Genomic DNA, 13,120 nt, shown 5'->3' with positions numbered 1-13,120 from the left:
TTGCTGTAAGCAACTCGTAGCGATCGCTTTTCCCCCAGTTCTTGCAAGATAGACTCAAATTCCTTCCAGCTTACATCTTGAATAGACACTGTACTACCAGGCGCTAGCCGCATTTGGCTAACAGGTTTAACAACGGGGGATACAGCAGTCATAAGCATTTTCCTTATAAAGGAACTATTCTGAAACTTGAGGCTGGATTAGCTTTAGCGTAACCTAATCAGCTTGCTTAGAGGCTAGTTGCAAAAACTTTCCTCCATTCCCTAAACTATTTTTTTCTCAGCACCAGCATTTGATAAGTTAGTACATAATCTGAAACAATAACAGTTAATACAAAGAGGGGATTACGTTGAGTCACAATCCAGATGCTATAGCCCCACACGGTGGACAGTTGGTTAACCGTATCGCCACACCAGAACAAAGAGCAGAATTTCTCTCAAAAGCTGACTTTTTGCCACGAGTGCAACTAAACGATCGCGCCGTTTCTGATGTAGAAATGATTGCGATCGGTGCTTTTAGTCCACTCACGGGTTTTATGAACCAGGAAGACTACGATCGCACTGTTACAGAAATGCGACTAGCTAACGGTTTTGTATGGTCAATCCCGATTACACTATCGGTAAGCGAAGAAGTAGCTTCCCCATTGCAAGAAGGCAGCTTAATCCGTCTGGATAACTCCAGAGGTGAATTTATTGGGGTTTTACAACTCACCCAAAAATATAACTACGACAAAACCCGCGAAGCAATAAATGTCTACCGCACTGATGATGCTAAACATCCAGGCGTGCAGGTACTCTATAACCAAGGTAATGTACATCTGGCGGGTGATATTTGGTTGTTGCAACGCGAAGCTCATCCCCAGTTTCCCACTTATCAAATTGATCCAGCTGCCTCACGGCAACTATTTAGAGATAAGGGTTGGAAAACCATCGTTGGCTTTCAAACTCGCAACCCCATCCACCGCGCCCATGAATATATTCAAAAGTGCGCTTTAGAAATCGTTGATGGTCTATTTTTGCACCCATTAGTCGGAGCAACAAAAGAAGATGATATCGCCGCAGACGTGCGGATGCGTTGCTATGAAATTTTGCTGGAACACTACTACCCCTTAGACCGGGTAACTTTGGCAATCAATCCAGCCGCAATGCGCTATGCTGGGCCTCGTGAAGCCATCTTCCATGCTTTAGTCCGCAAAAACTACGGCTGTACTCACTTTATCGTCGGACGAGATCATGCTGGTGTTGGTGACTATTATGGCACTTACGATGCTCAACACATCTTTGATGAATTTGACCCAACTGAATTGGGCATTGTGCCGATGAAATTTGAACACGCTTTCTACTGCACGCGCACTAAGCAGATGGCAACATCTAAAACCAGTCCCAGCAAGCCAGAAGAACGCATCCATCTATCGGGAACAAAAGTCCGAGAAATGCTGCGGCGTGGTGAGTTACCTCCACCAGAATTTTCCCGTCCAGAGGTGGCCACAGAGTTAGCGCGGGCAATGCGGATAGAAGTATCGGTTTAGGGCATTGGGCATTGGGTATTGGGTATTGGGTATTGGGCAATAGTCCTCTCCCTCTGCTCCCTCTGCTTCCCCTACTTCCCCTACTTCCCATACTTTTGTAACTTTACAATACAGAGTTCAGCCCTGTAAGCTGCTAACTGATGGCTGAGGGCTGATAGCTAATTATGGAACGGCGCACGTTTTTAAACAGAATTGGCTCAATACTCGCGGTATTGGGGATAGCTGAAGCTGAGTGGTTGTCTTTGGGAAATCGCTATTATCAGGCTTTGGCACAACCCAGTCCGCGTAAGTTGGCATTGTTAATAGGTATTAACCAATACCCACAAATTCCAGTTCTCAGTGGTTGTCTGACGGATGTGGATTTACAAAGAGAACTTTTGATTCACCGCTTTGGTTTCCAAGGCTCAGATATTTTAACCTTAACTGACGAACAAGCTAGCAGGGAATTCATTGAGACAGCTTTTTTGGATCACCTGGGTAAGCAAGCTAAACCCGATGATGTTGTCGTCTTCCACTTTAGCGGCTATGGCAGCCGTGTCAAATTGGAAACATCACCAGATACAATGCAAAATGCTCTGGTGCCAGTTAATGTGGGCGAGTATGCACAAAATGATAAAATAGTCAACTATATATTAGAAGAAACTCTACTGCTATTATTGCGATCGCTCCCCACAGACCGAGTAACAGCAGTATTGGATAGTAGCTATTATGCTCCTAGTACAGTCTTAGGATTAAAAATTCGTGCCCTTCAGGAGTCAGTAGCAAAGCTAGCAGCAGAGGAACTGGACTTTCTCAAACAACTTAAAACTCAGAAATTATCCAGCGCTCCGATTGTTTTAGCAGCTACCTCAGAATCAAACCAGCCTGCAAGGGAAGGACTATTTTCTGGTTTTAGTGCGGGGTTATTTACCTACGCCTTGACACAGTATTTGTGGGAATTCTCCCCAGCGACGAAAATTCAATTCGTCCTCTCGCATGTGGAAAATTCTCTATCCAAATTGGGTAGTAAACAGCAACCAGAGTTATTAAGTAGTCAGAAAAATCTAGATATAACGTCTTTAGTGCCAGACAATATTATTGGTGCAGAAGGCGTGGTGAGTGCTATTGAAGAAGACGGTAAAACAGTTTATCTGTGGTTGGCAGGATTACCACCACAAGTGCTGCTATACTACGGAGTTAATTCTCGATTCACCCTAGCAACAACAGAGCAATTAGTATTGCGATCGCGCACTGGGTTAACAGCAAAAGCGCAAATTTCCAAAATTGAAGGTGCAAATCCTCTACAAGTCGGGCAACTCATCCAAGAAGCAGTCCGGGTTTTACCCCGAAATATTAATTTAACAATAGCTTTGGATACTCGATTGGAAAGAATTGAGCGGGTAGATGCAACAAGTGCCTTTGCTGGATTTTCCCATGTATCCACCGTAATAGCAGGAGAAAAACCAGCTGATTATATATTTGCCAAGCTACAGGAAATTCCTAGTCGTTATGGTCTATTTTCTCTTGGTGGCGAACTAATTCCCAATACCACCGGGGAAGTAGGAGAAGCAGTAAAATCAACAGTCCAAAGGTTAGCGCCAAATTTATCAACCCTGTTTGCAGCCAAGCTATGGCGACTTACAGAAAATCAAGGTTCTTCCCGCTTGCCTCTCAAGGCAACCTTAGAAATAATTAGCGGTATATCACCACGGGTAGTGATGCAACGTGAAACAATACGAACTGTCAAATCTGAAACTTCGATAAAAAAATCACTCTCCACTCCCCACTCCCTACTCCCCACTGCGATTGTACCTATCGGTAGTCGAATGCAATATCGAGTGGAAAACCAAAGCGATCGCTCAGTATATTTAATCTTACTGGGATTAAACAATAATCATACAGGAGTTGCCTTCTATTCTTGGGAAACCCCTCAAGAACCAAATACTGCGGACACCAAGCCCCTCCTCAAACAAGTCGTCATCGCCCCAGGTGAAACCCTCACCCTACCCCAAACTAATAGTGCTTCCGAATGGCTGATTTCAGGGCCAGCTTGCTTTTGCGAACAACAAGTGATTTTTAGTACTGCCCCCTTTAGCGAAACTCTGGCTGCCTTGAGTACTGTTAAGTATTCCACAGCCGAACAACAGCCGATTGGTTCATTGTTGAATCCTTTAGACGTTGCACAAGCCTTGCTACAAGACTTGCATAACGCCAGCGCCCTCAAAGCAGAGATGAACAGCACAGCAGCCGACTCATATATCTTAGATGTGAATAATTGGGCGAGTCTTAGCTTTAGTTTTCAGGTCGTATAAACAACGATATGATGAAATATCCTTGAGTTAAGGCTTGTCATTGCCCACATTTTTATAACAATCAAGCTGTCGCACTAGCCAACATCCCGCCCAAAATTTCAGTTCTGCGGCTTAGAACTACTGTTTACTTAAGTAGACTGAAATTTTGCCTAATACCCAGAGTTTAGCCATAGACATCGCTTAAAATGCTATATTTAGTCCTCTTGAGAGGACTTGAGCTATTAGCGTCGGAATTTATTCCCAGGCAGGTTAGCTACGAAGCGGAAGATTTATTTGATGTTGGTAATGATAAGTTTTAAAAAAGGAGGTTAAGGGGATCTTAAAAAGATTAAAACGTTAACTTAATCGTATTAAATCATCTTTAGTAAGACTTTTTTATACCAGCATAATATAGAGCTTTTTATCACTTTAGTTGTACTCCTATTGATTACCCTGAGTGTTAAATTTGAGTATTAGGTAATAAGGTAGGAACTATAAGCTATAAAATATCTCACTTGTAATTCAGTCGCCAGCAGGAGGAAACTGAGTAAAATATTTTTTACAGTATTAAAGAAACCTTATAAAAAAACTGGAAACAGCGTATGCCTCTTCACAAACTTGAACATTTTGACCCCAACTATCGAGAAACTTTTGGTGGAGATGACGTTAGAGCTTTGGAACTTTACACTGGAGGAGGAGACAAAGTTGGCTCAGTGGCGGATGTTTTAGTTGATGATCATGGCCATTTCCGGTATTTAGTTATTGATACAAGCTCAAATTTTTTGGGTAAGAAAATATTACTACCAATTGGTCTATCCCGGATCGACTATCCTGCAAGACGCGTCTATGTTGATGGATTAAGCAGACAGCAAGTAGAAGGTTTAGTCGAGTATAGAGAAGACATGGTTGTTGATCATGATTACGAAGAAAATGTCCGTAGTGTATTTCGTTCTCCAAATAGCGGTGTAACTTACGATCGCAATACATATAATTACGAAACAGAACCAGCTTTATACGGGTTGAATGATCAAGATAATCAAACTTTTAGATTATATGAAGAACGATTAATTGCCAGCAAAAAACGCATCAAAACTGGAGAAGTCACAGTTGGGAAGCACATTGAAACAGACACTGCAAGCGTTACAGTACCTATCCAAAAAGAACGAGTTATAATTGAGCGAGTTGTGCCAACAGAAGCAGGAAAGACCGTAGATTCCACTGAACTTAAGTTCCAAGAAGGGGAAGTAGCACGCATAGAAGTGTACGAAGAAACGCCTGAAATACGTAAAGAAGCCTTTGTCCGTGAAGAAATCAGAGTTAAGAAAGTAGTAGAACGTGACACTGTGGAAGCAGAAAGCACTATCCGTCGAGAAGAGTTAGATGTTGATACTGAGGGTAATTTACAGGTTCAGGAACATGGTACAACTACACATGACGCTATTTAAGTAGCTGATCAATAAGTTTGTTTGGTAGATATATCTGAAATAATCATGTAGGCAAAGTTAATTTTTATCTCTGCATGTGTTGTTTTATTAAACAACTAAGATTCCCGATTTCTCTAGGAAGTCGGGAATTTAACGCTTTAAAAAAAAAACTACAAAAATTACATTTTAAGCAAGGATATAGAAACGTGAAATTGCTTTGCTATAAAATATCTATAACTTTTGATTATTAAACTTTTAAAATAATTCATTCGCCAGAAAGAGGCAAATAAATCATTAAATGGCTAACTTAGTTAATAGGAGATGGGAAAGAAAATTTTGAGGAAAATATAATGGTACTTTACAAATTACAAGATTTTGAGCCTAACTATCGCGATACATTTGAAGGTCACGACATCAAGGGGCTTGGCGTTTATACCCAAGGAACCGATGAAAAAATTGGTACTGTCAGCGATGTTTTAGTGGATGAAGAAGGTCATTTCCGCTATTTAGTGGTTGATTTAGGCTTCTGGATTTTTGGTAAAAAAGTCCTACTACCACTTGGTCGTGCCCGTGTCGACTATAATGCTGATCGCGTCTATACAATTGGCTTGACTAGAGAGCAAGCAGAAGATTTACCTGAGTTCAGTGAACGCGAAGCGCTTGATTATGATTATGAAGAAAGGGTGCGTGGGGTATATCGCCAACCCACAGGTTCCACCCTTCCTTTAGATGCATCAGCAGCCGTAGAAGCATCAGCACCTGTAGATACAACTTATCAGCCAGCGACGACTCAAGCAGCGACTACGCCAACTTACAATCGTGATAGCTACAATTACGAACAAGAGCCTTCTTTATTTGGGTTAAATGAGCAAGATCATCAAACTCTGAGATTGTATGAAGAACGGCTGATTGCTAGTAAGCGCCGCCAAAAAACTGGAGAAGTAACGGTTGGCAAGCATGTTGAGACTGATACTGCACGGGTTGCAGTGCCAATAGAAAAAGAACGAGTTGTGATTGAACGTGTAACTCCAGCAGATGCAGGTACTGCCGTTTCTGGGCGCGAAGCAGACTTCCGTGAAGGCGAAGTTGCTCGCGTAGAAATCTATGAAGAAACTCCTGAAATTCGCAAAGAAGCGTTTTTGCGTGAAGAAGTCAGAGTTAGAAAAGTGGTTGATCAAGAAACAGTTGAAACTCAAGAAACCGTGCGTCGTGAAGAGTTAGATGTTAATTCTGGTAATCTTCCCATTGAAGAGCGCTAAATAATAAAGTCATTAGTTGTTAACTAATGACTAATAATTAATTCGACACAGTACAGGTGAGGCTGTAAAACTAGCTTTACCTGTGCTTCTAATAACTAATACAACTTTAGATTTTGGATTGCGAATATTTCTCTGAATATTAGGTTAGATAAATACATCTATCGCAAGCATTTTCTGAATGGTATTTAGATGAGTGATACATTTAATTTAGTTAACTAGAAAACAGTTCATAAATTTTGTACTATGAATAGCCAACCGATGACAAAAAACATTGGACAGGCAAACTCTGATTCTCAGACTAGCACCTCATTAACAGATTTAAGAAACAAGGTGATCAATTTCGCCGTATTCGATCAGCAAGGTCAGCTAGTAGGAGTAGTTCATGATTTAATTGTGGATGCTAATCGTCGATTAAACCTAGTTATATGTAACCAGTGGAATCAAGAGTTAGCTGATAAAGATCCTTCTTTATTTTGGTTGCAGAGCCAGAGAATAAAAAAAATAGACAAGCCGACTAAATCTGTTTTCATAGACTTAAATAAATCAGAAATTGAATATATGCCTGAATATTTAGAAACAGAAACACCAGGCGAGGGCACACTACCAGAAAACTCAACTGAGCAATTAGAGAATTATCAAACTACAAATAGCCCAGTTGAGTCAGTAGATTTAGATGAGGCTACGGAAGAACAGATTATTCGTTTACTAGAAGAACGACTAGTTGTTGAAAGGAGTAAGCGTAAAGTTGGTGAGGTGATTGTTCGCAAAGAAATTGAAACCCGGATGATACAAGTTCCTGTCCGGCGCGAAAAGTTGATTGTAGAACAAATTAGCCCAGAACACAAACAGCTTGCAGAAATTGATTTAGGACAAGAGGAAATTTCTGGCATTGACTTAACGGAAGTAGAAAGACTTGAGGTTCAGCATTTTGGCAGTGGTTTAATGGTAAGCGGTGAATTTAGCTCGCCTAAGACTGCTAGTTTATTGTTGAATGCGATCGCACTAGAGCAAAATCACGGCTGTAACCAGGTGCGAGTGACCATTGCTCTGGAAGATGAGTCACACCAGAAAAAATATCAGGAGTGGTTTGATCGCTGTTCTAAAGGTCAGCAACCAAACCCTGAAAAATGAGTTAGTTTCTCGCTGATTGTTAGGGTGAGCATTGCACACCCTAATTTTTTTTTGCTGATTTTAGAAAATAAAGTTGAAATTTTCGTTCCCTTGGGGGTAAGTGGAATGTCAAAATACTAAGCAGTTGCCGTTCTTTTGGCTACTTGCAATGAAATTTCGACTGAAGAGACTTTCACCGAAGAAAAAACAGCGTCTGATCCCACCTATTCAGATTCAAGTTCGAGATGGAAAAATTGAGATTATGGGTATGGGTGCATGGCATTCTTACTGGCGCGATCCCTACCATCTGCTGCTAACGATTCCCTGGACTGGCTTTCTGATCCTGATCTGTACTTTCTATATAACTATTAATGCTCTATTTGCCCTAGCTTACTTGATAGGAGGAGATTGTATTGCCAACGCCCGACCCGGCTCTTTTTTAGATGTCTTTTTCTTTAGCGTACAAACCCTAGCATCCATCGGCTATGGGGCAATGTATCCTAAAACAACTTACGCCAACATTATTGTCACCATTGAAGCAATGATCGGTTTGGTGGGAATTGCTGTGATGACCGGACTAGCGTTTGCTCGATTCTCCCGACCTACAGCCCGGGTGCTTTTTAGTCGTGTTGCTGTAATTACACCTCATAATGCAATGCCGACTCTCATATTTCGCAGTGCTAATCAGCGTCGCAATATGATTCTGGAGGCGCAGATGCGAGTCTACTTAATGCGCGACGATATAACCTCAGAAGGGCAGTTTATGCGTCGGTTCTACGACCTGAAACTGCTGAGGAACCAAACACCTAGCTTTACATTAAGCTGGTCAGTGATGCATGTCATTGATGAGTTTAGCCCTTTATATGGCATGACACCAGAATCGTTAACTCAAACAAATACTATACTGATCGTCTCTTTGAGTGGCATTGATGAAACGGTTGCACAGGTTGTTCATGCCCGTCATACTTATAGTGCTAATGAGATTTTGTGGAATAATCAATTTGTCGATATCTTCCATCACACACCTGATGGACATCGGTACATTGATTACAACCGCTTCCACGATGTTTTACCTTTAGATGAAGACAGTTAAAATGCCTGCAAGTTACTCCACAGTCTGATTGACAGGAGCTTGTAAGGGTTTAACGACAACCCGACCATTTTCAACTACAGTGCAAGTTTTAACCATTCTTTTGCTGAGGTTAACTTGCATATCCTGGCACTGGTTTTGGTGAGAGATATTTTGCTCCTGTTGTTGATTGAGGACGACAACACAAGAGGGGCACGAGGAAAAGGACATATAAAATATTTTGATCTCTATATTTATTATCGCCTTACTGATGCTGTTTGGCTGAAAAATTTGTTACTCATGTGTTTGTCATTGGTCATTGATGATTGTTTTTTGGTACATCCCTTGCTTTGAAAGTGGGCGATTTAAAGCGTATATGGAAAACTATGGCTGTAAGTACTTGCTTCTTGTGCTTGTAACCTGTTTGATATACCTAAACCAAGTAAACAGGGAAGCGGTTATAGATCCCGCCCCGCTTTCCTCCCTGCTTAAACTTCTCTGGCAGGGTTAGACAGTGGGTTTTTCTAATGAAAAAATTTCTGAGATACCTGGGTTTAGGTTTGCTATCTACGTTTTTGACTGCAACTCCCGGATTGGGAGCTGAACGTATTAGCTTTTATTACCCTCCCTTCGGCGAATTCTCGTTGTCTGTAGACTCGCTGGAAACTTTTGCGAAAGTTGGCAAAATTGATCAAGATTTTTCATTTTATGCTAGCCGTGCTACGCCTCAACAACTCGCTCAACTGCGGGATCTACTTCAGCAAAAGTTCAATATCACTCCTACACTTATATCTCAAGTTACCTACTCACCTATAGGCGAACAAGTGATGCAACAGCTAGGAGAATTACTCCTCACTGAGTCTCGACAGAATGGCTTCTATGCCATACGTGCCTCTTTGATTTTGGCTGCTGCCGACCCTGAAGGTTTAACGGTTGTGAATTTGCTGCGGAAATTTCCTAGCAATACTGTGCGGGTGAATTTCACAGGGGGGTTAAAGATAGTTGATGACTTGTCACAATTGCTCAAAAAAAGGGATGAAGTTGTTGCGTCTCTTCAAAAAGAAGCGATCGCTCAAGCAGCCAATTCAAAAATTGATTTCTCACAACAGCTAGATTTGCGATCGCCAGGAAAATTTCGCTGGCAGAAAAAAAGCCTGGAGTTAAATGACTTTTCTCGCAATCGCCGTCTACCCGTGGATATCTATCTGCCAGAAGCTGGGTCACAAAGCACTAAAGAACTGCCTTCGCCTCCCTTTCCCCTGATTGTAATTTCTCATGGCTTGGCCTCAGACCGCTCTACCTTTGTCTACCTGGCTGAACATCTAGCATCCTATGGTTTTGCCGTTACTGTACTGGAACACCCTGGTAGTAATGCTGAACGCTTTCAACTATATTTTGCAGGTTTGGCCGGGCCACCAGATCCATCAGAATTTATCAATCGACCTTTGGATATCAAATATCTCCTCAATGAACTCGAACGTCTGGACAAATCTGATCCCACCCTCCAAGGAAAACTCAATTTTCAGCAAGTTGGCGCGATTGGTCAGTCCTTTGGCGGTTATACTGTTTTGGCTATAGCAGGAGCAAATATTAACTTTGAGCAACTGAGGCAAAACTGTAATCGCAATAATTCATCCTTTAATTTGTCGCTCTTATTGCAGTGTGAAGCAAATAAATTACCCCGAAGAAATTACGAACTCAAAGACGATCGCATCAAGGTCATCATGGCGATTAATCCAATTGACAGCTTAGTTTTGGGTGAGGGCGGAGTGAGTCAAATTAAAATTCCAGTAATGCTGGTAGCAGGTAGTCAAGATATTTTTGCCCCACCTGTATTTGAGCAAATTCGCCCCTTTACCTGGCTTTCTGACTCCAATAAGTACCTGGCTTTGATCGAAAATGCCACCCACTTCTCAGCGATCGCAGAACCTACTTCTGGAAATGGTGTTTTACCTGTGCCACCTGCCTTGCTAGGCCCCGATCGTGCCCCTGTTTATTCCTATCTCAACGCCCTCAGCGTAGCTTTTTTGGAAACCCATCTCCTCAACCGTCCTGAATACCGTTCTTATTTGCAGCCTTCCTACGCCACATTTATCAGTAAAGAGCCGCTTAATCTCAGTATTTTACAGTCTTTGTCGGCAGATCAATTCAATCAGATTTGGAATGGGTCAGCCCCTACGGGGAAGTCAAAGGTCAAAAGTCAATAATTTTTAACCCCATAAAAAAATTTGGAGGCGAGAGACGCTCGCCTCCTCGCATAAGCGGAAAACGCTGGCTGTAACGCAGTTTGTTAAGTTTTGTAAAGAATTGGCTAACTCTGCATAAAACCATAAGCGGGAACTGATAAGTCAACAGACACTACGCTGTCTACTTATCAGGCAGAATTTTTTGATCATGAAAAAAGTGTTTGGATTAATTGAAAAAGAATCAGCCAAATTTGCTCAATTACCCTTTTTTGGGTTTTTAGTCAATAAAAGTATTGCTTTTATACAAAGATTATCTTTTGCTCTTTGTTTTGCACTTTTTGTCATGGGATACGAAAATTTAAACAAATTTCTTTGCTTAAAAGAAGTAACAGTTAACCCAATTCAATATATTCTTAACAATCAAAACCGTGAAGAAGATAATAATTGGATATGGTCTTTAAAAGATTTAAAATACTTAACTTTTAACTTATTTTTAAATTTCATCAGCTCTTTAAAAGTTATTTATAGAAAACTAATTTATGAACTATATCAGCAACCTTTTCAAATAAATCCCATTTATAGAGGAAGGCAGGAGAAAAACTGCCCTCTGTCTCCTGCCTTCGGTGATAAAATTTTTGAACTTTTTACAGCCTTGGTAGATATACTTGCCAATTTCGCTGAAGAATATAATATTAAACAATTATTAACTCGGAGTTTCGATAGCTCCGATTTTGCTCAGTTACCCTGCGGGAAGAAAGCTACAGTCGGGGTTTAAATTCCCTTATGTAACTCTCTTCTTTACAAGACGCTGGGCGAACAATGTGTGAATTTTGAATTATTATAGTGCTTCTAAATGACGTGGAATACAGGAAGGAATTTACACATCCGTTAGCAGTCTTGCTTTTCTCAGAATAAATGTCAGTAGGGTTTCTTTTTTGGAAATGATTTCGGCTGTAACTTCCATCCCTGCTTTAATAGGATAGGATTTATCAGCCCTTTTTAAATAAAGTTTCTCTGGCTCAATTGTCACCTCATAGTAAGGCGCAGTTGGAATGTTACCGTTACCCTGAGATGTAATGGAATCGGCACTAATGCCTCTGACAGCACCTTTGAGGATGCCATAATCTGGGTAAGGATAAGCAGAAACCCGCATTTGTACTTGCCCCTCTAAACATTTTGCGACTTGTGCGACTTTACACATCTGCACTTTACTAATATCTGAAGAGGGAACACGGGCTTTGATTACAAAAGGGGCATTGTTGGGAGCAATTTGAGCGATCGCATCCCCAACACGGACAACTTGTCCAGTATTTCTTAATACTAGTTGGAGAATTGTACCGCTCTCCGAGGTACGAATTACAGTTTTTTGCAGTTCCATAAAAACTTGTTTAAGTTCTTGTTGAGCGCTGCTAATTTGATTTTGGATTTCAACTTGACGCCTGATGAGTTCCTCTTTCTCTTTATTCAATTGAGCAATAGTAGACTCACCCTTCGTCAACTCTTGAGAAATACGTTCTTGTGCGATCGCTACATTCGCATCGCTGGGATTGAGTGCAGCTTTAGCGTTATCGAGTCTAGCAGTAGCAGCTTTAAAAGCTTGTTCTTTTTCTTTAATTTGAAGATCAGTGATCGCCCCCGTATTTCCCAGCTGCTGATATCGCCTCAGTTCCTCTCTGGCTAATTCAACACCCGCTTCTATTTCTTTTACTTGTGCCAGACTAGTGATTTGCTTATCCTGATAATCTCTTTTGTTGCGACTCAAGTCTGCTTTGGCAGATGTGATTGCCTGTCCCATTGCATTAGACTCAGCAGCCATCTGATTTTTTAGCGATTTTAGTTGTGCATCAATTTGCGCTCGTTGTAACTGATTCTGTTCAATAGTTCCGAGTAGTTGGCTTTTTTTAGTTTGCAATTGCGAGTTGTCGATGAGGGCGATCGTATCTCCCTTTTTCACAACCTGATTTTCTTTCACTTTGATACTTGTCACCGTTCCTTCTGATGCTGCTTGCACTAACCGGATTTCTCCGGTTGGGCGGACGGTAGCATCAGATTTTACTATGATGTTGTATTGAAATACACTGGCAAGGCTGATGGCAGCGCCAACACTTCCAATTAAAAATATTCCTCCCAACCTCGTCCATATACTGACTGAGGGAAGATATTCGTCGTTTTCGACTAGGCGGAGAAAGTCTGGTTGGGGGTCTATGAGCATGAATGCTAAAAAACATTTTGGTTACGTAAATAATCTAACAAAAAAATCTACCTAGCGTTAGACTG

General features: G+C 41.3%; 10 protein-coding genes. 8 read left to right on the top strand and 2 right to left on the bottom strand.

What is annotated here, in order from left to right:
- Nucleotides 1-346: 346 nt before the first annotated feature.
- From sat to VE944_RS06015, 6 genes are all read left to right on the top strand, one after another.
- The gene (gene sat, locus VE944_RS06040) at nucleotides 347-1,525 is read left to right on the top strand and encodes a sulfate adenylyltransferase (RefSeq protein WP_324973734.1); all 1,179 of its coding nucleotides are present in this window, start codon (nucleotides 347-349) and stop codon (nucleotides 1,523-1,525) included.
- Nucleotides 1,526-1,689: 164 nt separating this feature from the next.
- A complete protein-coding gene (locus VE944_RS06035; protein WP_324973730.1) occupies nucleotides 1,690-3,816 on the top strand; it encodes a caspase family protein in 2,127 nt (708 codons plus the stop codon).
- A 581-nt stretch (nucleotides 3,817-4,397) separates the two neighbouring features.
- Nucleotides 4,398-5,240, top strand: a complete 843-nt coding sequence (locus tag VE944_RS06030) for a DUF2382 domain-containing protein (RefSeq protein WP_324973727.1) — start codon at nucleotides 4,398-4,400, stop codon at nucleotides 5,238-5,240.
- Nucleotides 5,241-5,569: 329 nt separating this feature from the next.
- Nucleotides 5,570-6,478 carry a DUF2382 domain-containing protein gene (locus VE944_RS06025; protein ID WP_324973724.1) on the top strand — a complete coding sequence of 303 codons (909 nt, stop codon included), beginning with the start codon at nucleotides 5,570-5,572 and terminating at the stop codon, nucleotides 6,476-6,478.
- A gap of 258 nt (nucleotides 6,479-6,736) precedes the next feature.
- Nucleotides 6,737-7,609 carry a YsnF/AvaK domain-containing protein gene (locus VE944_RS06020; RefSeq protein ID WP_324973721.1) on the top strand — a complete coding sequence of 291 codons (873 nt, stop codon included), beginning with the start codon at nucleotides 6,737-6,739 and terminating at the stop codon, nucleotides 7,607-7,609.
- Nucleotides 7,610-7,757: 148 nt separating this feature from the next.
- Complete coding sequence (locus tag VE944_RS06015) at nucleotides 7,758-8,681, top strand: ion channel (RefSeq protein WP_324973718.1); 924 nt, start codon at nucleotides 7,758-7,760, stop codon at nucleotides 8,679-8,681.
- 12 nt (nucleotides 8,682-8,693) lie between these two features.
- Here VE944_RS06015 and VE944_RS06010 read toward each other — a convergent pair whose 3' ends face one another.
- A complete protein-coding gene (locus VE944_RS06010; RefSeq protein WP_324973716.1) occupies nucleotides 8,694-8,888 on the bottom strand; it encodes a hypothetical protein in 195 nt (64 codons plus the stop codon).
- A gap of 296 nt (nucleotides 8,889-9,184) precedes the next feature.
- Here VE944_RS06010 and VE944_RS06005 point away from each other — a divergent pair, with 296 nt between their 5' ends.
- Entirely contained in the window at nucleotides 9,185-10,864 is a 1,680-nt protein-coding gene (locus tag VE944_RS06005) for an alpha/beta hydrolase (RefSeq protein WP_324973713.1), read from the top strand.
- Nucleotides 10,865-11,051: 187 nt separating this feature from the next.
- Nucleotides 11,052-11,618 carry a hypothetical protein gene (locus VE944_RS06000; protein ID WP_324973710.1) on the top strand — a complete coding sequence of 189 codons (567 nt, stop codon included), beginning with the start codon at nucleotides 11,052-11,054 and terminating at the stop codon, nucleotides 11,616-11,618.
- Between the two features lie 102 nt (nucleotides 11,619-11,720).
- Here VE944_RS06000 and VE944_RS05995 read toward each other — a convergent pair whose 3' ends face one another.
- Nucleotides 11,721-13,055, bottom strand: coding sequence for an HlyD family secretion protein (locus tag VE944_RS05995; protein ID WP_324973707.1), 1,335 nt, complete (start codon nucleotides 13,053-13,055; stop codon nucleotides 11,721-11,723).
- Between the last annotated feature and the right edge of the window lie 65 nt (nucleotides 13,056-13,120).

The sequence above is a fragment of the Nostoc sp. genome (assembly GCF_035638895.1).
Classification (GTDB): Bacteria; Cyanobacteriota; Cyanobacteriia; order Cyanobacteriales; family Nostocaceae; genus Nostoc.
The sequence above is the reverse complement of the archived record's forward strand: the minus strand, read 5'-3'. Positions and strand labels throughout refer to the sequence as shown.